The sequence below is a fragment of the Pseudomonas sp. NPDC087803 genome, from assembly GCF_044742995.1.
Taxonomy (GTDB): domain Bacteria; phylum Pseudomonadota; class Gammaproteobacteria; order Pseudomonadales; family Pseudomonadaceae; genus Aquipseudomonas.
Genome location: NZ_JBIUVO010000025.1, coordinates 18,080 through 42,206 on the forward strand (window position 1 = coordinate 18,080; position 24,127 = coordinate 42,206).

23 protein-coding genes are annotated in these 24,127 nt (G+C 61.3%); 7 read left to right on the forward strand and 16 right to left on the reverse strand.

Translation table 11 applies throughout. The features are described from left to right. Window positions 1–143 precede the first annotated feature (143 nt). From ACIOUG_RS14800 to ACIOUG_RS14845, 10 genes are all read right to left on the reverse strand, one after another. On the reverse strand, window positions 144–779 hold the full coding sequence (locus ACIOUG_RS14800; RefSeq protein WP_003220482.1) for a hypothetical protein: 636 nt from the start codon (window positions 777–779) through the stop codon (window positions 144–146). 93 nt (window positions 780–872) lie between these two features. Then, a complete protein-coding gene (locus tag ACIOUG_RS14805) occupies window positions 873–2,315 on the reverse strand; it encodes an efflux transporter outer membrane subunit (RefSeq protein ID WP_401066585.1) in 1,443 nt (480 codons plus the stop codon). After that, the gene (locus ACIOUG_RS14810) at window positions 2,312–3,214 is read right to left on the reverse strand and encodes an efflux RND transporter periplasmic adaptor subunit (RefSeq protein ID WP_401066586.1); all 903 of its coding nucleotides are present in this window, start codon (window positions 3,212–3,214) and stop codon (window positions 2,312–2,314) included. The genes ACIOUG_RS14805 and ACIOUG_RS14810 overlap by 4 nt, the downstream gene beginning before the upstream one ends. Next, window positions 3,211–3,420 carry a DUF1656 domain-containing protein gene (locus ACIOUG_RS14815; protein ID WP_047601052.1) on the reverse strand — a complete coding sequence of 70 codons (210 nt, stop codon included), beginning with the start codon at window positions 3,418–3,420 and terminating at the stop codon, window positions 3,211–3,213. The genes ACIOUG_RS14810 and ACIOUG_RS14815 overlap by 4 nt, the downstream gene beginning before the upstream one ends. Further along, the gene (locus tag ACIOUG_RS14820) at window positions 3,417–5,480 is read right to left on the reverse strand and encodes an FUSC family protein (RefSeq protein WP_401066588.1); all 2,064 of its coding nucleotides are present in this window, start codon (window positions 5,478–5,480) and stop codon (window positions 3,417–3,419) included. Before ACIOUG_RS14820 ends, ACIOUG_RS14815 begins: the two co-directional genes overlap by 4 nt. Continuing rightward, on the reverse strand, window positions 5,477–5,905 hold the full coding sequence (locus tag ACIOUG_RS14825) for a MarR family winged helix-turn-helix transcriptional regulator (protein ID WP_007961473.1): 429 nt from the start codon (window positions 5,903–5,905) through the stop codon (window positions 5,477–5,479). The genes ACIOUG_RS14820 and ACIOUG_RS14825 overlap by 4 nt, the downstream gene beginning before the upstream one ends. Window positions 5,906–6,051: 146 nt before the next feature. After that, window positions 6,052–6,333: a type II toxin-antitoxin system RelE/ParE family toxin gene (locus tag ACIOUG_RS14830; RefSeq protein WP_401066590.1), complete on the reverse strand. Its 282-nt coding sequence runs from the start codon at window positions 6,331–6,333 to the stop codon at window positions 6,052–6,054. Continuing rightward, on the reverse strand, window positions 6,323–6,568 hold the full coding sequence (locus tag ACIOUG_RS14835; protein WP_222017386.1) for a type II toxin-antitoxin system Phd/YefM family antitoxin: 246 nt from the start codon (window positions 6,566–6,568) through the stop codon (window positions 6,323–6,325). The genes ACIOUG_RS14830 and ACIOUG_RS14835 overlap by 11 nt, the downstream gene beginning before the upstream one ends. 93 nt (window positions 6,569–6,661) lie before the next feature. Next, a complete protein-coding gene (locus tag ACIOUG_RS14840) occupies window positions 6,662–6,907 on the reverse strand; it encodes a DUF2789 domain-containing protein (protein WP_401066592.1) in 246 nt (81 codons plus the stop codon). Between the two features lie 127 nt (window positions 6,908–7,034). Continuing rightward, window positions 7,035–7,496, reverse strand: coding sequence for an aminoacyl-tRNA deacylase (locus ACIOUG_RS14845; protein ID WP_401066594.1), 462 nt, complete (start codon window positions 7,494–7,496; stop codon window positions 7,035–7,037). 174 nt (window positions 7,497–7,670) lie between these two features. Here ACIOUG_RS14845 and ACIOUG_RS14850 point away from each other — a divergent pair, with 174 nt between their 5' ends. Together ACIOUG_RS14850 and ACIOUG_RS14855 are read left to right on the forward strand one after the other, a co-directional pair. Further along, entirely contained in the window at window positions 7,671–8,201 is a 531-nt protein-coding gene (locus ACIOUG_RS14850; protein WP_401066596.1) for an NfeD family protein, read from the forward strand. Window positions 8,202–8,203: 2 nt separating this feature from the next. Further along, complete coding sequence (locus ACIOUG_RS14855) at window positions 8,204–8,962, forward strand: slipin family protein (RefSeq protein ID WP_003220464.1); 759 nt, start codon at window positions 8,204–8,206, stop codon at window positions 8,960–8,962. 18 nt (window positions 8,963–8,980) lie between these two features. On the opposite strand, the gene ACIOUG_RS14860 is transcribed toward ACIOUG_RS14855, so the two are convergent. Next, window positions 8,981–10,576, reverse strand: a complete 1,596-nt coding sequence (locus tag ACIOUG_RS14860; RefSeq protein WP_401066598.1) for a glycosyltransferase family 39 protein — start codon at window positions 10,574–10,576, stop codon at window positions 8,981–8,983. A 369-nt stretch (window positions 10,577–10,945) separates the two neighbouring features. Here ACIOUG_RS14860 and ACIOUG_RS14865 point away from each other — a divergent pair, with 369 nt between their 5' ends. The 5 genes from ACIOUG_RS14865 (at window position 10,946) to ACIOUG_RS14885 (ending at window position 17,657) form a co-directional block, all read left to right on the forward strand. Further along, window positions 10,946–13,012 (forward strand): type VI secretion system tip protein VgrG, encoded by a 2,067-nt coding sequence (locus ACIOUG_RS14865; protein WP_401066600.1) that lies wholly within the window; start codon window positions 10,946–10,948, stop codon window positions 13,010–13,012. Next, complete coding sequence (locus tag ACIOUG_RS14870; protein WP_401066602.1) at window positions 13,009–13,866, forward strand: DUF4123 domain-containing protein; 858 nt, start codon at window positions 13,009–13,011, stop codon at window positions 13,864–13,866. The genes ACIOUG_RS14865 and ACIOUG_RS14870 overlap by 4 nt, the downstream gene beginning before the upstream one ends. After that, window positions 13,863–14,636, forward strand: a complete 774-nt coding sequence (locus tag ACIOUG_RS14875) for a hypothetical protein (protein ID WP_401066604.1) — start codon at window positions 13,863–13,865, stop codon at window positions 14,634–14,636. Before ACIOUG_RS14870 ends, ACIOUG_RS14875 begins: the two co-directional genes overlap by 4 nt. A gap of 69 nt (window positions 14,637–14,705) precedes the next feature. Further along, on the forward strand, window positions 14,706–15,461 hold the full coding sequence (locus ACIOUG_RS14880) for a hypothetical protein (RefSeq protein WP_401066627.1): 756 nt from the start codon (window positions 14,706–14,708) through the stop codon (window positions 15,459–15,461). Window positions 15,462–15,473: 12 nt separating this feature from the next. Further along, on the forward strand, window positions 15,474–17,657 hold the full coding sequence (locus ACIOUG_RS14885) for a lipase family protein (RefSeq protein WP_401066606.1): 2,184 nt from the start codon (window positions 15,474–15,476) through the stop codon (window positions 17,655–17,657). Between the two features lie 45 nt (window positions 17,658–17,702). Here ACIOUG_RS14885 and ACIOUG_RS14890 read toward each other — a convergent pair whose 3' ends face one another. The 5 genes from ACIOUG_RS14890 to ACIOUG_RS14910 form a co-directional block, all read right to left on the reverse strand. Then, window positions 17,703–19,283 carry an efflux transporter outer membrane subunit gene (locus ACIOUG_RS14890; RefSeq protein ID WP_401066608.1) on the reverse strand — a complete coding sequence of 527 codons (1,581 nt, stop codon included), beginning with the start codon at window positions 19,281–19,283 and terminating at the stop codon, window positions 17,703–17,705. Beyond that, window positions 19,280–20,350, reverse strand: coding sequence for an HlyD family secretion protein (locus ACIOUG_RS14895; RefSeq protein WP_401066609.1), 1,071 nt, complete (start codon window positions 20,348–20,350; stop codon window positions 19,280–19,282). The genes ACIOUG_RS14890 and ACIOUG_RS14895 overlap by 4 nt, the downstream gene beginning before the upstream one ends. 26 nt (window positions 20,351–20,376) lie before the next feature. Continuing rightward, window positions 20,377–21,915, reverse strand: a complete 1,539-nt coding sequence (locus ACIOUG_RS14900; protein WP_401066611.1) for an MFS transporter — start codon at window positions 21,913–21,915, stop codon at window positions 20,377–20,379. A 220-nt stretch (window positions 21,916–22,135) separates the two neighbouring features. Further along, window positions 22,136–23,053: a LysR family transcriptional regulator gene (locus tag ACIOUG_RS14905; RefSeq protein WP_401066613.1), complete on the reverse strand. Its 918-nt coding sequence runs from the start codon at window positions 23,051–23,053 to the stop codon at window positions 22,136–22,138. Between the two features lie 197 nt (window positions 23,054–23,250). Next, on the reverse strand, window positions 23,251–24,117 hold the full coding sequence (locus ACIOUG_RS14910; RefSeq protein ID WP_401066615.1) for an ABC transporter permease: 867 nt from the start codon (window positions 24,115–24,117) through the stop codon (window positions 23,251–23,253). Between the last annotated feature and the right edge of the window lie 10 nt (window positions 24,118–24,127).

Sequence of the window (24,127 nt, forward strand, 5' to 3'; positions counted from 1 at the left end):
GGCCGCGCAAGGCGGCCCAATGTTTAAAGGTTAAAGAGTGTCTATGGACACGCGCAAAAGCAAAAAGATCGCAGCCTTCGGCAGCTCCTACATAAGGAATGCGTTTCCTGTAGGAGCTGCCGAAGGCTGCGATCTTTTGCTTTTCAGGAATACTGAACCTCGATCTCATCGAGTTGATGATCAAAGCTCTTCAATCGCGCCGTCCACGTATACACCAGCACTTCGAAATCCCGATCGATCACCGCTGCGCCCGGTCCCTCGGCGCGAGGGTCGCAGAAATCCAGTTGATAACGCTCACGAGCCATGGCCGTGGCGACATCCGACAGTTCGCGGGCATTGTTGAGCCAGTGCCAGCCTTCATCGGCAATCTGCTTGTCGAGTTCCAGGCACTGCTTTTTCAGGGCTTCGAGGCTTTTTTCCAGCGGGGTGCCGGTGAGTTCGCCCATGACTTCGGCGAAGGTCCGTCCCGGCTGCCAGTAGCTGCCCCAGAAGTAGCGGTCGAATACGGTCTCGACCCGGCGCAAGGCGACTTTGGTGTCCCAGATCAACACCAGGGTTTTGCCCTGTTCCAGCTGGCGTTTCTTGACCCGCTGCACCTGGACCGAGGCCCACGCGACGACGACGATTGCCATCACCGCGATCAACGCCGTGGCGCTGTCGAGGAAGACCATGGCCTTGTCGATCTGATGGGCCAGCATGATGCCGTAGAAATAGGTGGCCGACAGCAGCACCAGCGCTACCAGGGCGCACCAGAAGCCGAGAGCGTAAGGGTTTTTCATTATTGGTTTCCCCTAGACCAGCGCTAGCAATGTGCGCTGAAAGGGTGCGTTGCACGTGGCACCCTTCCAACACTTCAAAGCATAGCAACGGCTTCAGGGTTTGCTGGTGCTTGAGGCTTGCGTTCGTCCGCTTTCCCAACCGCCGCCGAGGGCGAGGAACAAATCGATCTGGCTCATGGCGACCTGGGTGTTGGCGGCGGCCAGTTGCGCGGTGACGTCGGTGTAGGTGCGGGTCGCCTGCAGGTCGGCGAGGAACGACTCGCGCCCGGCCTGGAAGAAGCGATGGGTCTGGTCCGCCGCCAGTTTCGCCGACTGCTCGGCATCGGCCAGCGCATCACGGCGTTGCAGCAAGGCGCTGTACTGGGCCAGGCCGGTCTGGGTTTCGCGGATGGCGTTGAGCACCACGCCGTCGAAATGCGCCAGCGCGCCCTGGGTGTTGGCTTCCGCCTCGCGAATACGGGCGCGGGCGCCGTTGGTCGGGACCTTCCAGCTCAGCGACGGGCCGAAGCCCCAGCGGTTGGTCGACGGATCGCCAAGGTCGTCAATAAGACCGACGGTGCCGATGGTCGCGCCGAAACTGATGTCTGGGTACAGCTCGCCCGTAGCGACGCCGATGCCCGCTGTCGAGGCCGCCAAGCGACGTTCCGCCTGACGGATATCAGGACGACGCTTGAGCAGCGCAGCGCCATCACCCACCGGCAACAATTGGGCGATTTTCGGCAACTCGGCACAGGTTGCGGTGCCGGCCGGCAATTGCTCGACCGGTTTGGCCAGCAGCATCGACAGGCGGAACAACCCGGCCTGACGCGCTGCCTCATAGCGCGGCAGGTCGGCGCGCAACGATTTGAATTGGGTTTGCGAACGGGTGACCTGGGTCTCATCGCCACGCCCGGCATCGCGCAGACGCTGGATCAGCGTGGTGCTCTGCGATTGCAGGTCGAGGGAGTGCTGGGCAATTTCCCGCTCTTCGTTGGCCGCGCACACTTGGGTGTAGGCGCGAACCACGTCGGCCACCAAAGTGATGCGTGCGGTGTCCGCCGCTGCTTGAGTCGCATCGGCGTTAGCCTTCGCGCCTTCGATACCGCGTTGCAGGGTGCCCCACAGATCGAACTGATAAGACGCGCTGATGCCAATATCGCCGACGTTGTCGACCGGGACTTTTTCCGGCAGCAAGAACGCCTGACCGGATTCCTGCAAACGCTGCGCGCCCATCTTCACGCCTGCGCTCCAGCCACCCGCCGCTTCGGCCTCATCGACTTGCGCGCGAGCCCGTTGAAGGTTCGCCGCCGCCACACGCAAGTCGGTATTCGAGGCCATGGCCTGCTGCACCAATTGATCCAGACGCGGGTCCTGATACAGCCGCCACCAGTCAGCAGGCACCGGCGCTGACACTACCGGTTTGCCCTCCACCGCCAGTTCGCCCTGAAAATCCTTGCGCTGCACCGCCGCGTCAGCGGGCAAGTGATAGTCCGGCCCGACCATCTGACAGGCCGAGAGCATCACGCCCAACCCGGCGATCATCAGGGCCTTGTTCATTGCGCGGGCTCCTGTTTGTGGTCGTCGCGGGGCTGATCGTCGATGATCGACACGGTGGCGGTACGTCCGGCGATCATGCGGAAATCTTCCGGCACCTCGTCAAAGGCGATACGCACCGGAATCCGCTGCGCCAGCCGCACCCAGCTGAACGCCGGGTTGACGTTGGGCAGCAGGTTGTTGCCGCTGGTGCGGTCGCGGTCTTCGATACCGGCGACGATGCTTTCGACATGCCCACGCAGTCTGGCCTTGTCGCCGATCACGCGGATATCCACCGACTGCCCGACATGAATGCCGTCGAGTTTGGTTTCTTCGAAATAGCCGTCGATGTGGAACGAGTTGCTGTCGACCACCGACAACACCGGACGCCCGGCGGTGACGAATTCCTGCACCCGTGGCGCGCGGTCGTTGACGTAACCGTCCACCGGGCTGCGGATCACTGAGCGGTCGAGGTTGAGCTGCGCGCTGTCCACCGTCACCAGCGCTTCGGCCAACGCCGATTGCGCCCGGGCGACTTTCGACTGGCTTTCTTCCAGCTGTTCGGCCGGCACCAGATTACCCAGCCCACGGTTACGCTTGGCTTCACGCTGCGCCTGGGCGAGGGTTTCTTCGCGATCGGCGACCGCCGCCTTGGCCTGACGCAGGGCCAGTTTGAAACGGTCCTGATCGATGCTGAACAGCACCTGACCGCGTTTGATCAACTGGTTGTCCTTGACCTCGACCTGCTGGATCAGCCCGGACACGTCCGGGGCGATCTGGATGATATCGGCGCGGATGTGGCCGTCGCGGGTCCACGGCGCAAACATGTAATACATCACCATGCGCCAGACGAGGACGACGGCAAAAGTCACGATCAGCAGGGTCAGGACCACGCGACCGATAGTCAGAAACGGTTTTTTCATGTCATCAGGTATCGACTGAGTGAGTCCACGCCGTACAGCAGCACGGCGTAGAGCGCCACGTTGAACAATGCCCGGTGCCAGACCAGACGGTAAAAGTGCACACGCGTGAGCACGCCATGCACCAGCAGAAACAACACATAGGTGATGCCCATCAGCACCAGCAGGGTGGGCAGGAAAATCCCGCTGATATCCAGATCACCGATCATAGGGGCGCTCCATCGGGCAGCGGTTCTTCGGCATCGCTCGTGCTGACGAATTCCACGCCGGGCAGCAATGCCAAGCGCAAACCGCTCAAGGCATGCAACAGGGTTAGTCGGGTTTCGTCGTCACCGTGACCTTTGAGCGCACGGCGCGCGCGATCCATGGTCATCAGCAGCGGGCTCGGTGCCGGCAGGCGTTCGCCGGCCTTCAGACACGCGCGAAAATACTCGCCGACCTCGGCCACCACTTGCTGCAGCAAAGCCTTCGGCGCACCGGTCACCCGTGGCGTGTAGGCCAGCAGATCGAGCAGATTCAGTCCCACGCGTACCTCACGCATGGCGATCCCGGTGTCCTGACCGGTCATGGCCAGACGCGGCAGGTGCTGCATCAAACGGTCAAGCAATTGCACGCCCAGTTGCCGGTGTTCGGCAAGGTTGGCCGGTTCGGTCATGCGCACGATGTCCTTCCAGCTGAAGCGGGTCAGACGCTTGGCGGCCAGTTCGACGCCGAACGGACGGGCGATCAGGGTCCAGATGAACGCGAACAACAAACCCATAGGGCCGGCCAGGTTGGAGTTCACAAAGGCGAAGAAGTCCGCGTCGTACGCGCCCTGAATGCTGATGAACGACGAGGTGTTGACCAGCGTCAGGAGCATGCCGAGATAGAAACGCGGTTGCACCGTCAGGGTGCCAACGCAAATGAACGGAATCGCAAAGGCCAACACCAGCATCGGAAAATCGTGCAGGTTCGGCAGAATCAGAAACAGGTAGAGACTGGCGAACAGTACCGACATCCCGGTCCAGAAAAAGAACCGGTAGATCTGCGGCGCCGGGTCGTCCATCGAGGCGAAGAAACTGCACGCTACCGCCGCCAGAATCACCGCGCTGCCACCGTCCGGCCAGCCGAGCAGAATCCACAGCACCGAAGCGACGATGATCGCCAGAATGGTCGAGGCCACCGAATACAGCATCATCCCGCGATCAAGGAATGGCGTGAGCCGCCCGAGGCGCCAGTGCCGGTACACCGCGCGCCAGCTGTCCTGACGCTCGCAGAGAATCGCGTCCTGCAAGCTGCGGCAGTCCTGCCACAAATCGATGAACTCACCGAGGCGATAAATCGAGTTGGAGAACAGCAATTGCTTGCGATCGTCCAACGCCTCGCAGCTTGGCTGCAGGGCCTGAAGCTGATCCTTGAGCGCCTGCCACCGATCAAGATCGGCGTCGTTATGACCGAGCCATTCCTGGGTCGCGGTCAGCAGCGGGGCAAACTTTTCCACCAGTTCCGGCGTGCGTCGCTCAAGGGCATAGAGCGAGTCTTCCAGAGCGTCGATCACCGGCAACAGGTGGATCATCCGCCCGCGCAGTTCCTTGGTGTTGCGCACGGTTTGCGGCCGGGCGCCTTCGTGGGGCAACTGGCCGATCATCAATTCGAGACTGTTGAAATTGGCGACCATGGCCATGCGCAGCGCGGCGATCTGTTCCGGCTGCACGTCACGGCTGAGAAACTTCAGGCTGTAGGTGGTGGCGTCGGCGAACCACTTGCCCACCGCGTCGTTGAATACCGGCGCCAGACGCCGCGGCCAGAACATTGCACCGATCACCGCCGCCACGGCGATGCCGAGAAAAATCTCTTCGGTGCGCGCTTCCGCCACATCCCACACCGCCAGCGGGTTATCCACGGTCGGCAAGGCAATCAGCGGCAAGGTGTAACCGGCGAGCATCAATGCGTAGTTATTGGCCGTGCGCAGGTGCAGCGACAGGAACAACAGGATCCCCGTCCACAGCGCGATGACCACCACCAACACGTACGGACTCTGCACGAACATCGGCACGAACAGCACCGCCGCCGCCGCCCCGAGAAAGGTGCCAATGGCGCGGTACAGCGCCTTGGAACTGGTCGGGCCGAGGAACGGGCTGGAGACGATATACACCGTGGCCATCGCCCAATACGGACGCGGCATTTGCATGAGCAAGGCGATGTACAGCGCAATCATCGACGCTGCAAAGGTACGGACCCCGTAGAACCAGTCGCGGGCCGGAGGTATGCCGGAGAAAAAACCGTTCAAGAATTGATCACCACAGGCGGATTGGCCGCCTCAAAAGCTCGCAGTACCCGAAGCGTTGCTTCCAGATCACTCTGGTCGATGCCTTCGAGCACTTCATGACGCAGACGCACCAGTTCGATCTCCACCGCTTGCACCAGTTCACGGCCGGTGTCAGTCAGGCTCAGGCACTTGGCCCGACGATCCTGCGCATCTTCGGTGCGGCAGACGTAGCCGGCGTGGCACAACTGATCGAGCAGGCGCACCAGTGACGGACTCTCCATCCCTGCTGCCTGCGCCACCTGCACCTGGCGCACACCCTCGCCCAAGCGCCCGATCATCAACAACGGCACGGCGCAGGCTTCGGAGATGCCATAGTTGACCAGCGTGGTCTGGCAGATCTTCCGCCAATGCCTGGCCGCCACCACCATGGCACTGCTGATGTTCATCTGGAGAGCGTCGAGGGAATTTGGCACGGGGAAATGCACACTGTTAGTTTGCTAACTATCAATATCGCATTGGCGGGGAATTTCAGTCAAGTTTTGAAACAAATAGGTTGTCAGGGGAGAAGAAAAAACGCCGAGGTCTGGACGACTCAGCGTTTTTTGGCTTTCTCATAGACACTGCTGCGCTCGCGTTTTCCCACAGCGACTACCGAAACAACGATTCGCTCATCTATCACTTGATAGACCAGACGGTAACCAGAAGCCTTCAGTTTGATTTTGTAGCAGTCAGGCATTCCATAAAGCGCATCAGCCGATACCCTTGGTAGCGATAACCTTTCAGCGAGCTTTTTCTTGAATTGATCTCGCAACGTATGACCCAGCTTGTTCCACTCCTTATGAGCAGACGGCAGAAATTCGAGCTTATAGGTCATCCAGGCTTACCGAAATGGGTGTTTCATGACTGCGGGAACGGACGATCTCGACCAGTTCCAAATCATCAAGCCGCTCCATCATGGCTTCGTAAACATCGGCTGGCACCATGTAACCCATGACGCGATTATGGTTCAGCACAGCCACAGCACCACCATGTGCGCCACTCAGCACTGCTGATGGATTTTTCTTCAATTCGGAAACACTGACCGCCATATCGGCAAGAACACTTTGCATAATAAAAGACCTCAATTGAGGTCGTGATATTGGTCTATTTAGAGCTTTCAGACAACCGCAAAAACGATCAGCCGCCAAATGGTTGCCAAATAATCATCCCTCCCGCCCCTGGCGCAACAACACATTCAACTGATCCACCACCTCCGCCCAATCCGCATCATCAAGAATCTCATCCCGCAAAAAATCCGCCTGGCTCTTGCTCCAGAAAAACGCGTCTGCGAGGTGCAACTCGGGTTTGAGTGGTGAATGGGTGGCGATGAATTGATCGATGCCGGTCGGGTCGCTGTCCAGTCCCAGTTGCTTGAACAGAGATGGGAGGCTGTGGGTGGGCTGTTCCATGGAAGACTCCTTAAAGAATGCGGTGGATGGGCGATTATTCGCGAGCAAGCCCGCGCCCACAGGGGATTGCGGTCAACCTGTGGGAGCGGGCTTGCTCGCGAAGACGTCAGTGGCCGCACCACAAATCCTAATGACTCAACTCCCGCACCTCGGCATGCGGCACCATTTTCAGAAACTCGGGCATGCTCATGTGCAGCAGGTAGTTGTGATTGCCGGCTTCCAGGTAGATGTCTTTCTGCCGGGTCAGCAGCGGGTCGATGACCATGTCCAGGCCATAGGAACCACCCAGTGGCGGCACGGCGCCGCGTTCGCAGTCATCGAAGATATGCGCCAGATTGCTCTCGCGGGTGATCTGCCATTCACCGCTGCTGCGCACTTTGCTCAAATCCAGGTGCCGGCTGGCGGGCAGCACGGCCATCAGGTAATGCCCGTGGTGGTCGTCGAGGATCACCGATTTGGCCACGCGTTCGGCGGGCACCCCGGAAACCCGCGCGGTTTCCAGGCTGCTGGCCGAATGTCGGTGGGCCACCACGTCATATTCGCAGTGCGCCCGATTCAGGCTGCTCTGCACTTTTTTTGCCATACGCATGCTGCACCTCGGTGTCACGCTGAACGCTCTAGCTGTTCTGCTGAGTCTAGTCCGGCAAGCCACTGACGAAGGGAAATCCGCTCACTGGACACATCTGTTCATTGATCAGAATTCATCCAGCGTCAGGCTCAACTAGACTCAATAAACCAGCCCCTGACTCTCGCGGAGGGTCACGTGAACAGCCGATGTTGTGCGTTTTTCCTGATACTGCTGCTCAGCGGCCCGGCCCTCGCCGCTGACGTCCCGTTGATGGCGGTCAATCCGGTCGGCCTGTGGCTGATCACCCTCGGCATTGCCTTTCTGATCGCCGAAGCCGCGCTGCCCAATTACGGGGTAATCGGCCTCGGCGGGATCATCATGTTCGTCATCGGCGCGCTGATCCTGAGCAACGCCGAGTTGCCGGTGCCGATGATCATCGGCCTCGGCCTGCTCAGCGCTCTGCTGCTGATCGCATTGATCGTCCGCGCCTTGAAAACCCGCCCGCGCCACGCCGTCAGCGGCGATGCCGGGCTGGTCGGCAGCGTGACGGCGGTGACCACCGTGCAAACGGACAACGCTCACCACGGCTGGGTGCAACTACAGGGTGAACATTGGCAGGTGCACAGCGCCACGCCCTTGCACACCGGGCAACCGGTGCGCGTGGTCGGGCGTCACGGCTTATTGCTGAAAGTCGCCGCGACCGGCGCGGTACGACACGGAGAGTGAACATGGGTCTGCAAATCGGTTTCGTTGCACTGCTGCTGTTGGTGATCGCCCTCGCCGGGTCGACCTTCCGCATCCTGCGTGAATACGAGCGTGGCGTGGTGTTCCAGCTCGGACGCTTCTGGCAGGTCAAGGGCCCGGGGCTGATTCTGCTGATTCCGGTGGTGCAGCAAATGGTCCGGGTCGACCTGCGCACCGTGGTGCTCGACGTGCCGCCGCAGGACGTGATCACCCGCGACAACGTCTCGGTGAAGGTCAACGCGGTGCTGTACTTCCGCGTGCTCGACCCGCAGAAGGCAATCATTCAGGTCGAAGATTTTCTCTCGGCCACCAGCCAGTTGGCCCAGACCACCCTGCGCGCGGTGCTCGGCAAACATGAGCTGGATGAACTGCTCGCCGAGCGCGAGCAATTGAACATCGACATCCAGCAGGTGCTCGACGCTCAGACCGACGCCTGGGGCATCAAAGTGGCGAACGTCGAGATCAAACACGTCGACCTCAACGAGTCGATGGTGCGCGCCATCGCCAAACAGGCTGAGGCCGAACGCGAGCGGCGGGCCAAGGTGATCCACGCCGAAGGCGAATTGCAGGCTTCGGAAAAACTCATGCAGGCCGCCGAAATGCTCGGTCGTCAGCCCGGCGCCATGCAACTGCGCTACATGCAGACCTTGAGTTCGATTGCCGGCGACAAGAGTTCGACGATTGTCTTTCCGTTGCCGATCGAGTTGCTCAAGGGGATGGCGGATCTGTCGGGCAAGTCCTGAGTCTGCGCAGACCGGCGATCAGCCTCCGGGTTTATCGGCGCCTGGCGCTATCACGTACAAACGGGCAAAAGCGCCGCCCGCATGCACATCACTGTGCCGCTGCCAGCCTTGGGGCAATGCTGCAAAGTCAGTGGGTTCGTCCAAGGTGCCGATCAGCCACACCCGAGTGCTGCCCTTGGGCAAATCACCGAGTTGGTCGAGATAAACCTCCTCGCTGACCAGCGTGCCGAACCCGTAAGCGTTGGGACGCGTGGAGCGCCCGTCCGCCGCCGGTGGCGTGTACAGGCGAATTTGCGCGTCGGTGCGGTTGTAGTAGATGTAACTGAGGTACCACATCATGTCGCTGGTAACGATCCGGTCACCCTCAGTGAAGTGCCGGTTGACGTAGTCGACCACCACACTGAACTGATCGTTGCTGTCGACCGTGGCGTTGTTCTTCACACCCACCAGCTCGACCCCGACGAACAGCACCAGAATCGCCAGCGCCAGCACGCGAGCGCCTGTGTATAGCCGATCAATCGCCAACGCCACCAGCATCGGCAACCCCAGCGCATAAGCGGTCAAGTAGCGCTCGATAAACACCGGCGAGATGAACGACACGCCAAATACCAGCAGGATCGGCGCCACGCTGTAACACAGCAACAGCAGACTGCCGCGAAATACGCTGCGATCACGATGCAGGGCAACGCCGATCACCGCCACCAGCGCCAATGGCAAAAGCAGAAACAGCCAGCCCGGCAGGGTCATGCCGTCGTCCTGGATCAGCAACGACCAGACCATCGACGGCAGTGAGCTGAGGGCCACCGGATCTTCCCAGCCGATGTCATTGCTGGCCTTGAGCTCCGGGATGTGTTGCAGCAGATCCAGCAGATTCGGCACCCACGGCAAGTACAGCAGCGCGATCAGCAGATTCGCCAGCCACCAGGCCGGGCGCTGGATGTGCCGCAGCCGATACCCCGGCTGCACGCGCACCGCCGTCAGGTACAGCCAATGGCTGATCACGCACAGAACCGTGAAGTAATGGGTGTAAAACGCCGCCGTCATCAGCAGCGCATAGGCCAGCAGATAACGATGCCGCCGCGGCTGCCGGACCCAGTAGACCAACGCAATCGTCGCCGCGATCAGCCACATGCCCAGCAGCGAATACATGCGCACTTCCTGGCTATAGCGCACGGCCGTGGGCAACAGCGCCAGCAGCAACCCGGCCAGCAGTGCGGCGCGGCGGGTGGCGAGCAGATCCACCAGCCACACACCGAGGCCGACGGTGATGATCCCCGGCAGTGCGCTCATCAGGCGAATGGACAGGACGCCGTCGCCGAACAGGCCGATCCAGCCGTGCAACAGCAGGAAATACAGCGGCGGGTGCACATCGTGGGCCGCACGCCCCCAGATTTCAGACAGCGAAAACTGGCTCAGCAGGACGCTGGAGCCTTCATCGAACCAGATCGCTGCCGCCGTCAGGTCGTAAAAACGCACCACCGCCGCCAGCAGCATGATCGGTAACAGCCAGTGTTCTCTGGCCCAACGAATCAGGCGCAGGGCAACCAGCCATGCACCGGGGACCGCGCGCGGATCCTGCGTGTCGCCAACCGGCGTTTCTCTGTGTGCCGCCATTGCGTCCTCTTGTTGCGAATTTTCTCGAACGGAAGGCTCCGAACCTGATCGTCACTTTAGGTCAGCGACGGTGGAGCCGTCGATGCCGTCCTGCTGTTTCACGACATCCGGCAACTCGCCAGGCACGTCCACATCTATGCCTGCGGCGCGGCCCGTCAGGGCCGACATCGACTGACCGTGTTCCACGCGCCGGTTAACGTATCACTGCAATTTGGGAAGCGTCTGACATCATTTCTGCGGCGGCCTTGTTAGCGTTGCACAAAACCGGCTCCGAGACGTTTGTTGCGCGCAAGACCATGGAAGGTCTGCGTGCAAGCGTTGCATCGACGTCCGAGAGCCTGTGCCCCGTCACAGGACAAGGAATAAAGGATGTCGACCGCCCATGCCTGCTTCAGCCTTTCGCTCAACGACTTTAAACACGACCTGCAAGTCCTCTCCTTCACCGGCCACGAATCGATCAGCCAGCCTTACTCCTTCGAAGTTGAACTGGTCAGCCAACGAGCCGACCTGAGCCTCGAAGGACTCATGCACCAGCAAGCGTTCCTCGCATTCGACCCGGCAGGCCTTGGCATTCATGGCGTGATCAATCGCATCGCCCGCGGCGATCGCGGCAAACGCCTGACGCGCTATAGCCTGACCCTGGTCCCGCGTCTGGCGTATCTGCAACATCGCAGCAATCAGCGGATTTTCCAGCAGATGAGCGTGCCGCAGATCATCACCCGGATTCTCGCGGACAATGGCATTCATCGTGACCTGCACCGGTTTCATCTCGGTGCCGACTATGCGCCGCGCGAATACTGCGTGCAGTCGGAGTCGGATCTGCACTTCATCCAGCGACTGTGTCAGGAAGAAGGCATTCATTACCACTTCCAGCACAGCCGGGAGCGACACCTGCTGGTGCTGGGCGACGATCAGACGGTTTTCCCAAGGCTGGATCGCCCAACGCCCTACCGGCAGGACAACGGTATGGTTGCCCAGACACCGGCGATCCAAAAATTCCAGGTACGGGTGGAAACCCGCCCTACGGCGACTGCGCGACGTGATCATGACTTTCGCAAAAGCCGATTTCTGCTCGAGGCCACCCACCGTCCCGACAGCGACTCGGCCCGGCCAACGCTTGAGGACTATCGCTATCCGGGGCGTTTCACCGATGGTGCGCGGGGCAAGCAACTGACCCACCGCGCCCTGGAAAGTCATCGCGCCGACTACTTGCAGGCTCACGGTCACAGCAATCAGCCGAATCTGCTATCCGGTCACTTCCTGCCGATCACCGAGCACTTCTGCGAACGAACCAATGACCTGTGGCTGCTGACCGAAGTCCGACATCGCGGCAAGCAGCCCGAAGTGCTTGAGGAAACGCTGGGCAATGCGTCCGGCGTCGATGCCGATGGCTTCACCCAGGGTTACCGCAACGACTTTGTCGCCACACCATGGGACGTGATCTACCGCCCGCCGCAATCGTTCGTGAAACCGCGAATCATGGGCAGCCAGACCGCCGTGGTCACCGGTCCCGTCGGCGAAGAGATTCATTGCGACGCGTTCGGCCGGGTCAAGGTCCAGTTCTACTGGGACCGTGAAGGGCAGCACGACGACCACAGCAGCTGTTGGCTGCGGTTGGCCTCGAATTGGGCTGGCAGCGCCCACGGCAGCGTGACCCTGCCCCGGGTCGGCATGGAAGTGCTGGTCAGCTTTCTCGAGGGCGACCCCGACCAGCCGGTGGTCAGCGGCTGCCTGATCAACAGCGCCAACCCGGCGCCCTACGAACTGCCGGAACACAAGACCCGCAGCGTGTTTCGCTCGCGCACCTCGCCGGATAACGGCGGCTTCAACGAATTGCATGTGGAAGATCGCGCCGGCCGCGAGCTGATTTACCTGCGCGCCCAGCGCGACCTCGAACACAGGATTGGCAACGACAGTCTCCTGGAAGTCGGCAACCAGCGCCGCGAGACCATCAAGGGCCACAGCATCAGCGTGCTGCAAGCCGAAGAGCAGCGTACCGTGCACGGCGACCGCAAAACCCGGCTGCATGCCAGCGATCACTTGCACGTCAGCGGTGATAGCCATTCCCGGGTCGATCAGTTGCAGGTCATCGAGGCCGGTCGGCAAATCCACCTCAACGCCGGCGATCATCTGGTACTCAACGCCGGCAACAGCATCAGCCTCACGGTCAGCGGCGAGCATCTGGTGATCGGTCACGGCGGCATTTTCAGCAGCAGCGCCATCCAGGTCGGCGGCAGCCCCAAATCTGTTACGCCGGCGAGGGCATTGATGCCCGATGGGGTCGACGACCTCGCGGCCCCGCCGCCATTGCCAGCCGTGCTGGCGTCCACGCAACTCGCGCTGCTGGCGGACAACAACGCTATGGGAGCGACGTTCTGCGCGCTTTGCGAAGCCTGCCGCGATGGCGTCTGTCTGCCACGGGAGAACGTCGCATGAACGACGCATTTCCGCGTCACTGGATGACTGGTCAATTCGCTTCAGGGCACGGCCTGTACCTGCTGCTGGACTCGCAGCCGCCACAACGGGAAACCCGGCAGACGCTGCTGCAAACCAGCGACTTCGAGCATTACCGCATCCTCTACAAAGACACACCCGCCGCCGAACTGGCGGACCACGGGCCGTTCGTGTTCGCCCTGGAGCGGTACGACGACAAGCGCATCGCGCCGTTGCTCGCCAGTCCGGAGAGCAACTGGGGATGGCTGTTCAGCCTGCCGCAAACCTCCCTGTCCGCGTGGGTCGAACACTGGCAGCAACGGCTGATTATCGGCGCCCGCCCACATCAGGCGCTGTACCGCTTTCACGACAACCGCGTGCTCAGCCGGACCCTGGCGTATCTGCCGACCGAAGACATTGCGGCCTACCTCGGCCCCGCCCTCAGCGTCTGCTACTGGCAGGGCACGCAATGGCAAAGCTGCGACAACCCGGCGCCCGGCCGCTATCCACTGCCAGCGTCTCCACCGTGGCTGCAAACACCCGCGCCTGCGGAGCAGACCCGCGAGATTCGCCTGCTTAACGCTCATCGCTATCTGCTGGCCGAACACGAACAAGCCTACGCCGACCTCGCCCGCACACAGCCACCGCAAACCTGGCTGCGCGAACGCTTGGCGCAGGCGGATGAGTGGGGTTGGCAGACCCCGCTGCAGCTGGAGTTCCTGCTGATTCACAGCGTGCGAGCGCCTGCCAGCGGCTTTGAGGCGCAGTGGCAAGTGCGCCCGGGGGAAACGCCGCTGGAACACTTCGAACGGGTGAGCCATTGGGTGAAACCGATGGCTGGAGAGGCAACGCAGTGAAACGATTTTTTCGATATGCCGGGTGGGTGGGCTGCATGGGGATGTTGCCGGGTTGTGTGGCGAGTCCGCCTGACAGCTTCACCTTCACGGCTGATTTGCCGCCGGGGTTTGTTTATCAAGCTATCGCCAAATACGAACCCGACGCAGGTGAAACCTGCACTGTTCCGGACGGCCGCAATACCGCCGTGGGGTACAACCTGCAGTGGCGTGAGAACTACGCGGCCGTTTCTGAAATAGCTATTCGCAGAACCGTGCGCGGCTGCCCGTTGGTGATCCGCAAAATCGATCTGGAACTCTACTTTGCATATGGCAAAGATCGAGGGGATTTCGCTTCAGACTATGCCGCCGTGGCCATACGCGGAGAACTTGAAGAAAAGTACAAAGGCACATTCGACGAAACCGGTGAAAGCCGTTTTTACGGCCAGTGCCAGTGGCTGTTCCGCACGATGGGACCGTACCGCCGCATCGTAAAACTCCTCGACTGCAAAAAAACCGATGAGTTTGGTGCGCTCGCGCGAGGTCGCCCTTTTGCCGCGTACACCCTCGATCAACTGCCGGGGAAAACCATTCGGATGAAGATCGATTTGGCGGCGGAAGAAAGGCCTGGTTGGGGAGACAGCTGGGTCAAGGTACCCAACGGCTGGAAGCGCTGCATGGGCAAAGGCTTTGAAGACCAGCGTGCTTACTGCAACGGTAATTACACCGATTTCAGCACCTTTCAAATGGTCGATGGCCGCATCTGCACCGTCTATCCCGGCTGCACGGAATAAGGAGTGTTCCACATGATGTCACTTGAAAAGGGGTTGCACAGCTACCTCACCGGACCTCGCTTGCGATGCATGGCGATGCTGGGTGGGTGCTTCGCTCTTATGGCTGGCTGCAAGAGCAGTCCGCCCGACAGCTTCACCTTCACGGCTGATTTGCCGCCGGGTTTTGTTTATCAAGCTATCGCCAAATACGAACCCGACGCAGGTGAAACCTGCACTGTTCCGGACGGCCGCAATACCGCCGTGGGGTACAACCTGCAGTGGCGTGAGAACTACGCGGCCGTTTCTGAAATAGCTATTCGCAGAACCGTGCGCGGCTGCCCGTTGGTGATCCGCAAAATCGATCTGGAGCTCTACTTTGCATATGGCAAAGATCGAGGGGATTTCGCTTCAGACTATGCCGCCGTGGCCATACGCGGAGAACTTGAAGAAAAGTACAAAGGCACATTCGACGAAACCGGTGAAAGCCGTTTTTACGGCCAGTGCCAGTGGCTGTTCCGCACCTCGGGCAAGCCACGCATCCTGCGAAAACTCCTCGACTGCAAAAAAACCGATGAGCTAGGCGTGCTCGCGCGAGGTCGCCCTTTTGCCGCCTACACCCTAGATCAACTGCCGGGAAAAACCGTGCGGATGAAGATCGATCTGGCGGCGGAAGAAAGGCCTGGTTGGGGAGACACCTGGGTCAAGGTACCCAACGGCTGGAAGCGCTGCATGGGCAAAGGCTTTGAAGACCAGCGTGCTTACTGCAACGGTAATTACACCGATTTCAGTACCTTTCAAATGGTCGATGGCCGCATCTGCACCATCTATCCCGGCTGCACGGAATAAGGAGTGTTCCACATGACGTCATTGGAAAACGAACTGCAATCACCATTGAACAACCGGATGCTCAGTTGCCCCACACAAGGGAACTGGTGCAGTTTTCAGCTAGTTGATGAACACGGACTGGCAGAAGCCTACGCGGGGCTGGCCTACGATGCGATTGATTCAGAGGGGCAGACTTACAGTGGATATCTGGATGCCAAAAGTTGCGGTCGGGTGACCAATTGCTGTGCCGGCCCCATTGCACTTTCATTCGATCACACTTACGAAGGACTTGATGAACCCTATAAAGACTTGATCAACAGGCTCCACTACCCCCTCAAAATCACCGAACTCCAGGTTCGCGCCGAACAAACCCGTTATCGCAATCCGGACGCCACCCGTAACCGCGAACAACCCGTTCCGAACGGCGACGAATACATACAGGTGGAGGTGCGCCATCTGGTCCGGCATGTCGCTCATCTACCACCCGAGGTCTATCGCCACTATCCCGCCAACAGCGGCCTGTCAGCGATCATGGGCAAGCATGCACAGGTCGGCGTCGCTCTGGCCTCGCGCACGCACACGGTGCTGGAAGTCCGTGCGTTGCGGGCCTTGCGCCCGATGCTGTCGACCGCGCCGGAGTTCTGCGCACTCAACCTCTACCAACTGGCATTGATGGCCACCCTGAGTTATTGCCCTTTTGGCCAGAAACCCGCCACCGCGCCGATCAAGGAACATCGGGTGACCTACCCCGAACAACCCAGTGTGGGCAACTGGTTCGCCGATGCCCTGGCCAAGTCCGATGAACTGTGGCGCGTCGACACCGCGCAAAAGAATGCCTATTACCCTTTGTATGAAGACGTGGCGTATTCGAGAAGGCTGGAAATCGTGCCGTTCGATCCGACGCTGTATGAGGTCAATGATCCAGCCCTTGGTGAGGATCAGGAGCACCCCGAGAAGGTCCACTTTCTCGACGACAGGCACCTTGGGAAAGAAGCGACTGACACCCAGGCGTTCATTACTCACAACGACGAACTGATCCTGATCGCGGTGCGTGGCACGTTTGAGATCATCGCCGATGGATTGCGCGATGCCGATGCACAGCAGATACCATTCGTTGAGGGTGTCGGCCAAGTACACCGAGGTTTTTATACCGCAGCACAGACCGCGTACGACTTCACTGTCAAATATCTTGAAAAATTCTACGCCGGCCAAAAACTACTCATCTGCGGTCATAGCCTGGGCGGTGCAATCACCCTGCTGCTCGCGGAAATGCTGCGCCGCAGGTCCGAAGACTACAACATCCAGCTCTACACCTACGGCGCCCCCCGCGCCGGCGACACCGTTTTCACCCAAGCCGCCGCCCCGCTGGTGCATTACCGCATGGTCAACCACAACGACCCGGTGCCCAGCGTGCCGGGCAGCTGGATGAATACCAAAGTCGGGGTCTACGGAACCGGCGCGGCGTTGATGTTTACCAACGTACCGGTCGGGCTGTCGGTGTTCGTCGCGGGCATTACAAACTGGACGGGGGAAGCCTACGACCATCATGGCACCCTGCATCACGCCATGCCGGTGGAGTTCGGGCGCCAGCAGACCTCTTCGATCCTGTGGGAGCCGGGCTGCGACACCATCACCCAGCACGCGGCGTGCACCCTCGCGCTGCAACAGAAAAACGGCCTGCCGGATCGTCCGGGATTGATGCGGCAGATATTCAATGCCGGGCATCACTCGATGGTCGGCGGCTATGTCCCGGCGTGCTGGGCCGCCTTGCGCCGCTGGCAACAGGCCCATGAGGCGAATCGCACGCGGGTCACTGATCGTGAATTTGACTGGGTGGAAGAGGCGCTGGCGCGCATTACCCGGCAATTGCGCGCCGCCCGCCAGGACTTGCTGGCCCGGCCAGCGGCCTACGTGCGCACCCAGGAGCGCACAATCGAGGCGATCAGCCACGAAGTCAGCCGCATCGAGACCACTCATGCCCGCTTGAGCGCCCTTCGGCATAAACGGGTCAGGGCCACGGACGTCTACGGCCTGCTCGCCGAACAGCCGGAGTTGCTTGCCGAGTGCGTGCAACGCTGGCGCGCGCACCCGGAAAACCTCAAGCAAGAACAACTCGCGCAGGCCCCGGACAACGCCAGCAACGATGCGCTGCTGACGTCACTGTACGGACATCCGATCGGTGCGCCGCATACGCTCGATATCGACTCGATCATCTAGTGCAACCGGACAGGGCGAAACGCTGGAAGCCTCAGCACCTGCCGATCAAATCGAACGCACCGACTTGATCCCCTGCGCCACCTCGCCCACCGGATACACCGACTCCCAGCCCCCACCCAACGCCCGGTACAACCCGACCATCGCCAGCGAGACGCCGGTCGAACTTTCCACCCACTGCTCCTGCGTCGCCAGCAACGCGCCTTGCACGGTGAGGACGTTGACGAAATCGACCACGCCTTCGACGTATTGCTGTTGCGCGGTGCGCAGGGCGATCTGGTTCTGGCGTACCGCTTCGGCGAGGCTGTCGCGGCGACGCTGGCTGGCGTTGTAGGCGGTCAACTGGTCGTCGATTTCATGCCAGGCACGCAGCACGGTCTGCTGGTAGGCGATGGCCGCTTCCTGTTGCTGGGCTTCGCGCAGTTGCAGCATGCCGCGCAGGCGTCCGCCGTCAAACAGCGGCAGGCTGAATTGCGGGCCGATGCCGAATGCACGTGAGCCCCAGGAGCCGAAGTCGCTCAGTTGCATCGCCTGCGAGCCAAGGTTGCCGGACAGGGTGATGCGCGGATAGAAATCACCCTTGGCCACGCCGATATTGGCGGTGGCAGCATGCAGGCGCGCTTCGGCCTGACGGATATCCGGACGGCGTTCAGCCAGTTGCGACGGCAGGCCGATGGCAACTTGCAACGGTGACTGCGGCACCGCGCCGCCTGTGGATAACTCTTTGGCCAGGGCTTGCGGCGGCTCGCCCATCAGCAGGCTGATGGCGTTGATCAATTGCGATTGACGTTGTTCGAGCGCTGGCAGGCGCGATTCGATGGCGGAGACCTGCGCGGCGGCTTCGGCGACGTCGAGATCGGTCGCCACACCGTCGTTGAGGCGCAGTTGCGAGAGCTTGAGGCTGTGCCGGGCGACGTCGAGGTTCTGCTCGGTGACCGCGCGAGTATTCTGCACGCCGCGCAGTTGAATGTAGTTCTGTGCAGTGTCGGCGAGGACCGCGAGCAGCACGCCGCGCCGGTCGTTTTCGGCGACTTCGAGGTTGGCATCGGCGGCTTCGGTTTCGCGGCGTACACGGCCCCAGAAATCCAGTTCCCAGGAGGCGGAGAAACCGGCGTCCCACAGATTGAAGGCGGAATCGCCGTTGTGCCCGGACGGATCGCTCAAGCCTTTGCCGCTGTTGCGTTGGCGGGCGTAGCTGCCGGTGGCTGCCGTCGACGGATAACGATCCGCGGTGATCACCTGACGCGCGGCGCGGCTTTGTTGCAGACGGCTGCTGGCCAGTTGCAGGTCGAGGTTACTGTTCATCGCCCGCTGGGTGAGGGCCGAGAGTTGCGGGTCGTGAAATACCTCCCACCAGCGTTCGTTCAGGGGTTCGCTGACGGCTTGGCTGGGAGCGGACTTGGCGGGTTTGGCCCAGTCGGTGATTTGTGTGGCTTCAGGCTTGTGGAAGTCGGGGCCGACGGTGCAGGCGCTGAGGCCAAACAAGCTCACCACAACAAGAGACTGAAACAGACTTTTGTGGCGAGGGAGCTTGCTCCCGCTCGAGTGCGTAGCACTCGCGATTTTTGGGGTCGCTTCGCAACCCAGCGGGAGCAAGCTCCCTCGCCACAGGTGTTTACGCAGAATCATCGCTGAGTCACCTCACGCACCGACGTCGCCGAACTGCGAGTATCAATGCTCGCCTCCACCGACATGCCCACACGCAAACGCTCGGCCAACGGCTGACCCGGCTCCAGCAGGATCTTCACCGGAATCCGCTGTACAACCTTGGTGAAGTTACCCGTGGCGTTGTCCGGCTTCACCGCGGCGAATGTCACGCCGGTGGCCGGAGCGATGCTTTCGACGCGACCGCTCAAGGCCTCGCCACCAAGGCTGTCGACGCGCACCTGCACATGCTGCCCCGGCTGCACGTCAGTGAGTTGGGTTTCCTGGAAGTTGGCCACCACATACGCCTGCTTCAACGGCACCACCGCCAGCAGCTTGCTGCCCGGCGTGACATAGGCGCCGACGCGTACTGCGCGCTCGCCGATCATGCCGTCCTGCGGCGCGGTGATGCGCGTATAGGACAGCTCGTAACTGGCGATTTCCAGCGCCGCTTGCGCATGCTTCAGATTGCCTTCGGCGGCATCGCGCTGCGCCGTGAGAATTTCGACCTGCTTGCGCTCAGCCGCCAGTTTCGCGCTGGCGGTGTCGAGCCGGGCGCTCGCCTGGTCAATGCGCGTACGGGCCTGTTGCGCGTTCTGCACTGTGCCGGCACCCACGCCAGCGAGGTGGTTGTAGCGATTGAGCTCCTGCTGGGCGAATGCCATTTCCGCCTTGGCCGAGACCAACGAGGCCTGCGCCTGAGCAATCACCGAGGTCTGCCGCTCCAGCGTGGCCTTGGCGTTTTGCAGCTGAGCGCGGGCGACCAGAGTTTGCGCATCGGCCGCTTCCGCGGCGGCGCGCAAATCGCGGTCATCGATCAACGCCAGCAGTTGCCCGGCCTTGACCCGCTGGTTGTCTTCCACCAGCACCTCTTTGATGAAACCCGCCACGCGCGGCACTACCAGAGTGAAGTCGGCAGAAACGAACGCATCGTTGGTGTTTTGCTGGGTGCGCTTGCCGAACAGTCCCGGCACCGCCAGGTACAGCAACACGCCGACCGCCAGTGCAGCGGCCACGGCCACCGCGAGTTTTTGCTTTGCTTGAGTTGTCATAAAAACCTTCGGTATCAGTGAAGCAATCAGGTCGGCGCACGGGGCGGAAAGATCCGCGTCGGCAGCCAGAAAATCAGCAGGATCAGCGCCACCGCGACGCCGGCCATGCACACATAGAGATCGGAAGACGTCAGCACCACGGCCTGTTCGTGCAGGCGATGGGCGAGGCCCGGATCGCTGCGATCGGCCAACGGTGAATTGCCGAGGTTGTCGATCAACATGGTCGAGTGGAAATGCAGGCGCGCGGTGGTCAGCGCCTCAATGATTCCGGTGGCGATCACCGCCGCCAAGCCTTTCACCGTGTTGAACCACGCCGAAGCAAACGGCCCGTCCTGTGGCTGGATGCTGCCGGTCGAGAGCATCAACAACGGCAGCACCGACATCGGCTGACCGAAAATCTGCAGCCATTGCAGGACGTAGAAATTGTCGCGGATCCACTCCGAGGTCAGCAGCGAGCCGCCCAGGCAGGACAGGGTCAACATGCTCAAACCGATGCCGAGCACCCAGCGGCAATCAACCCAGCGCAGGTTGCACAGTGCCGCCACCAGCGGCAGCGCGATCAACTGCGGCAACGCGGCGATCAGCATGATCGGCGCGGTCTGCACCGGGCGATAACCCTGGACCTGCGCCAGATAGCTTGACGGAATCAGCACCACCGCCTGCAACACCACCAACACACCGGCCAGGGTCATCAGGGCGAACGCCAGGTTGCGGATGCCGAGCATCTGCAACTTGAAAAACGGAATCGGCTGCGACCATTCATTGATGAGAAACGCCACCAGCAACAGCGAGCCGGCACCGAGCAAACCGCAGATCAGGCTCGACTCGAACCAGTCCAGTCGATTGCCTTGCAGCAAGCCGATCACCAGCATGCAGATCGCCGGAAAACCCAGCAGCAGGCCTTTCCAGTTGAATGTCTTGAGACGTTCCAGGCGCAGCGGGTCCTGCGGAATGCCCCAAGCGACCATTGCCATGGCAATCAGGCACGGCACGATGATTTGCCAGAACGTCCATTGCCAGCCGACGTACTCGCTCCACAGCCCGGCCAGCGGCGTGCCGAGCCCCGGACCAAACGTCGCCGTCAGCGCATAACCGGCCAAACCATAGAGCTTGAAGTTGGCCGGCAGAAAACGCAGGGCGACGGTCATCAGCATCGGCGGCAACGCGCCGCCGGCCAGACCTTGCAGGGTGCGCATCAGCAACAGGCTTTCGTAGTTCGGGGCGAACGGGCACAGCACGCCGAGCAGGGTAAAGACGCTGATCATGCAAAGGGTGAAACGGCGCAGCGAAAAGGTCACCGAGCACCAAGGGGCGAATGCCATCGCGGCGACCGAGGTCGCGGTGTAGCAGGCAACCAGCCACGTGCCCTCGTCGTAACCGATGTGCAGCGCGCCACGGATGTCGGCCAGCGCGACCTTGGTCACCATCTCGTTGAGGCCCGAGACCAGCACCGCCAGCAGCACGCCGACCAGGCCCGTGATGATCCGCGCCCCGAACACCGGTGGCGCGGCCGCCGTCGCCGGACTGGCCGCAGCGAGGGGCGCCGGGACCGACAGGGATGTCATGGATACACACTCCGGAAGGAAAAATACCGGAGCATTTTAGTAAGGCTTACTGCTGACGAAAATTGACTTATTGGCAGGTTATAAGTGCGTCAGACACAACGATTTCCCTGTAGGAGTGAGCCTGCTCGCGATGGCGTCATTTCAGTCGATGCTTTTGGCGACTGATACACCGCTATCGCGAGCAGGCTCACTCCTATAGAGATTTGCTTGGTTTGTGGAATCAGGGCTGGGCGGCCAGCCACGTTTCGTCGCAACACGCCTTGAGCGTTTCACGCAGCCAGCGGTGCGCCGGGTCCTTGTCGAAGCGCGGGTGCCAAGCCTGAGTCAGCATCAGCGTCGGCAACGGGATCGGCAGGTTGAACGAGCGCAGCTTCAGGCCCAGTCGGCGCACGCTGAGCAACGCTTCCTTGGGCACCGGCAGGATCAGGTCGGAATCCGGCAGGGCAAACATCGCCGCATGGAAGCTGGGCGCAATCACCGCCACCCGCCGCTCCAGGCCCAAGGCGTTCAACGCGGTGTCGATGGGACCACGGGCGATGCCACGGCGCGACATGCTGATATGTGAGTAACCGGCATAGCGTTCGGCGGTGATCTCGCCGTCGAGCAACGGATGATCCTCACGCACCAGACCGACGAAATGCGTGGAAAACAGGTTCTGCACTTTGACTTCCGGGGACACCGGACGGGTGTTGCTGACACTCAGGTCGATCCGTCCTTCACGCAGTGCTTCATCGTCGCCATCGCCCTCGGGGACGAAGCGCAATTCGCAGTGCGGGGCCTGCTGGTCAAGGGTATCGAACAGCTTGCCGCCATACACGCCGATGAAAAAGTCGTTGGCGCGGATGCTGAAGCGCCGGCGCAAAGTGCCCAGTTCCACGCTGTCGGCGGAGCGAAACAGCAGCGCCGCCTGCTCGACCACTTCGCGCACCTGCTCGCGCAACTCCAAGGCCTTTGGGGTTGGCACCAGGCCGCGACCGGCGCGCACCAGGATCGGATCGCCGATCGCCTCGCGGATCCGCGTCAGGGTGCGGCTCATGGCGGCGGGGCTGAGGTTCATCCGCCGCGCGGCGCCGACCACACTGCCTTCGTCGAGCAAGGCGTCGAGGGCGACCAAAAGGTTCATGTCCGGGAGTTGCATGCTGAGCACTCGTGGCTGATCTGGATTGATCTGGGTGCAATGCTAGCAAACATGCCTCAAGTTTGGCGGCGGCTGTACGGACGCCATCGCTGGCAAGCCAGCTCCCACAGGATTTTCGGCGGTCACAGAATTAGTGAACGCCACAATCCCTGTGGGAGCTGGCTTGCCAGCGATGGGGCCAGCTCAGTCGATACACATCAGCGCTGCATACCCCAGCGCTTGACGGTCACCCGCTCCAGCGTATCGAACACCAGGTTCTCCACCAGCAACCCGATCAGGATCACCACCGCCAACCCGGCAAACACCTTGTCGGTGTACAGCTCATTGCGGTTCTGGAAGATGTACCAGCCCAACCCGCCCTTGCCGCTGGTGGCGCCGAACACCAGTTCGGCGGCGATCAGCGTGCGCCAGGCAAACGCCCAGCCGATTTTCAGCCCTGCGAGGATCGACGGCAGCGCTGCCGGGATCAGAATGAACAGCACAAAACGCATGCCCTTCAGCCCGTAATTGCGCCCGGCCATGCGCAGGGTTTCCGAGACGCCGAGAAAACCGGCGTAAGTGTTCAGCGCCAGCGCCCACAACACCGAATGCACCAGCACGAAAATCAGGCTGTTCTGCCCCAGCCCGAACCAGAGCAAGGCCAGCGGCAGCAAGGCAATCGCCGGCAGCGGGTTGAACATCGAGGTCAGGGTGCTCAGCAGATCGCGACCGAACTGGGTCGACACCGCCAGCGTGGTCAGGGCAAACGCCAGCACGATGCCGATCAGGTAACCCTTGATCAGCACCACCAACGATATCCACACCTTGCCCAGCAACTCGCCGCTGAGCAGGCCGTCGTACAGCGCATGACTGGTCTGCAGAAAACTCGGCAGCAGCAGGTCGTTGTTCTGCACCCGGGCGATCACTTCCCAGAGGATCGCCAGCAGAATCAGGATCACACTCTTGCGCAACCAGCCCTGTTGCCACAGGCGTTGGCGCAGCGGCAGTTCGCGCTCGAGCGGTACGCTGGTCAATGGTTCAAGGACGGTTTCAAACTCTTGTCGTACAGACGATGGTTGGCTCATCGGGCAATCC

Bases quoted from the DNA above. Each gene is read 5' to 3' on its own strand.
- ACIOUG_RS14895 (WP_401066609.1), bottom strand. From the start codon at position 20,350: ATGACAACTCAAGCAAAGCAAAAACTCGCGGTGGCCGTGGCCGCTGCA.
- ACIOUG_RS14905 (WP_401066613.1), bottom strand. From the start codon at position 23,053: ATGCAACTCCCGGACATGAACCTTTTGGTCGCCCTCGACGCCTTGCTC.
- ACIOUG_RS14830 (WP_401066590.1), bottom strand. From the start codon at position 6,333: ATGACCTATAAGCTCGAATTTCTGCCGTCTGCTCATAAGGAGTGGAAC.
- ACIOUG_RS14870 (WP_401066602.1), top strand. From the start codon at position 13,009: ATGAACGACGCATTTCCGCGTCACTGGATGACTGGTCAATTCGCTTCA.
- ACIOUG_RS14855 (WP_003220464.1), top strand. From the start codon at position 8,204: ATGGGTCTGCAAATCGGTTTCGTTGCACTGCTGCTGTTGGTGATCGCC.
- ACIOUG_RS14845 (WP_401066594.1), bottom strand. From the start codon at position 7,496: ATGCGTATGGCAAAAAAAGTGCAGAGCAGCCTGAATCGGGCGCACTGC.
- ACIOUG_RS14860 (WP_401066598.1), bottom strand. From the start codon at position 10,576: ATGGCGGCACACAGAGAAACGCCGGTTGGCGACACGCAGGATCCGCGC.
- ACIOUG_RS14865 (WP_401066600.1), top strand. From the start codon at position 10,946: ATGTCGACCGCCCATGCCTGCTTCAGCCTTTCGCTCAACGACTTTAAA.
- ACIOUG_RS14835 (WP_222017386.1), bottom strand. From the start codon at position 6,568: ATGCAAAGTGTTCTTGCCGATATGGCGGTCAGTGTTTCCGAATTGAAG.
- ACIOUG_RS14805 (WP_401066585.1), bottom strand. From the start codon at position 2,315: ATGAACAAGGCCCTGATGATCGCCGGGTTGGGCGTGATGCTCTCGGCC.
- ACIOUG_RS14825 (WP_007961473.1), bottom strand. From the start codon at position 5,905: ATGAACATCAGCAGTGCCATGGTGGTGGCGGCCAGGCATTGGCGGAAG.
- ACIOUG_RS14800 (WP_003220482.1), bottom strand. From the start codon at position 779: ATGAAAAACCCTTACGCTCTCGGCTTCTGGTGCGCCCTGGTAGCGCTG.
- ACIOUG_RS14890 (WP_401066608.1), bottom strand. From the start codon at position 19,283: ATGATTCTGCGTAAACACCTGTGGCGAGGGAGCTTGCTCCCGCTGGGT.
- ACIOUG_RS14840 (WP_401066592.1), bottom strand. From the start codon at position 6,907: ATGGAACAGCCCACCCACAGCCTCCCATCTCTGTTCAAGCAACTGGGA.
- ACIOUG_RS14910 (WP_401066615.1), bottom strand. From the start codon at position 24,117: ATGAGCCAACCATCGTCTGTACGACAAGAGTTTGAAACCGTCCTTGAA.
- ACIOUG_RS14815 (WP_047601052.1), bottom strand. From the start codon at position 3,420: ATGATCGGTGATCTGGATATCAGCGGGATTTTCCTGCCCACCCTGCTG.
- ACIOUG_RS14880 (WP_401066627.1), top strand. From the start codon at position 14,706: ATGGCGATGCTGGGTGGGTGCTTCGCTCTTATGGCTGGCTGCAAGAGC.
- ACIOUG_RS14885 (WP_401066606.1), top strand. From the start codon at position 15,474: ATGACGTCATTGGAAAACGAACTGCAATCACCATTGAACAACCGGATG.
- ACIOUG_RS14810 (WP_401066586.1), bottom strand. From the start codon at position 3,214: ATGAAAAAACCGTTTCTGACTATCGGTCGCGTGGTCCTGACCCTGCTG.
- ACIOUG_RS14900 (WP_401066611.1), bottom strand. From the start codon at position 21,915: ATGACATCCCTGTCGGTCCCGGCGCCCCTCGCTGCGGCCAGTCCGGCG.